General features: G+C 61.3%; 1 pseudogene. It reads left to right on the top strand.

What is annotated here, in order from left to right:
* The first annotated feature begins 73 nt into the window (after positions 1–73).
* Positions 74–855: pseudogene (locus tag ACGHU1_RS16865) on the top strand (IS5 family transposase).
* Positions 856–857: the final 2 nt, after the last annotated feature.

Here is an 857-nt window from a genome sequence, read left to right on the forward strand (position 1 = left end):
CTAGGTCGTGTTGACAAAAGGGATTCCCAAACCCGCTTGGTTCTGATTCAAGACTGCTTTTTGAGGAGCAGTCATGGGTCGCGGGGATTTGTCGGACGCGGAATGGGAGCTGATCGGTCCGCTGCTGCCGTCTGAACGAGGTCGATGGGCGCGGCCAGCGGGCGATAACCGACGCTTCCTCAACGGCATGCTCCACGTGCTGCGCGTCGGTTGCCCCTGGCGCGACATGCATGAGCGCTACGGCAAGTGGAACTCGGTCTATGTCCGGTTCCGGCGCTGGGCCGAACAGGGCGTCTGGGATGCTCTCCTGCAAACGCTGGTCGATCTGGGTCTCACCGACGACTGGCAGCACATGATCGACAGCACTTCCGTTCGCGGCCATGTCTCGGCAGCGGGCGGAAAAGGGGGGCTTGTGCGAACGCTCTTGGTCGATCACGCGGCGGCTTTACGAGCAAAATCCACGCCCGCTGCGACAATCAAGGACTTCCTGTCGGCTTCGTCCTGACTGGTGGCGAGGCCTCCGATTACACCGCTGCCGAACCGCTGATGGCGCTGCCATTGCCCAAACCCAAAGCACTGCTGGCGGACAAGGGCTATGATGGGGATCGCTTCCGGGAGAGCTTGCTGATCCAGGGCATCCTGCCGATCATCCCGCCCCGCTCGAACCGCAAGGTCCCAGAGCACCCAGACTATCGTCGCTATCGGGATCGCAACCGCGTCGAGCGCATGTTCGGCAAGCTCAAGCAGCAGCGACGTATAGCAACCCGCTACGACAAGACTGTCCTCTCCTTCGAGAGCTTCCTCAACCTTGCCGCGGCGCGACTATGGCTGAAATCTTTTGTCAACACGGCCTAGTG

Origin of the sequence: Erythrobacter sp. MTPC3 (genome assembly GCF_042854385.1) — a bacterium.
Lineage (GTDB): Bacteria > Pseudomonadota > Alphaproteobacteria > Sphingomonadales > Sphingomonadaceae > Erythrobacter.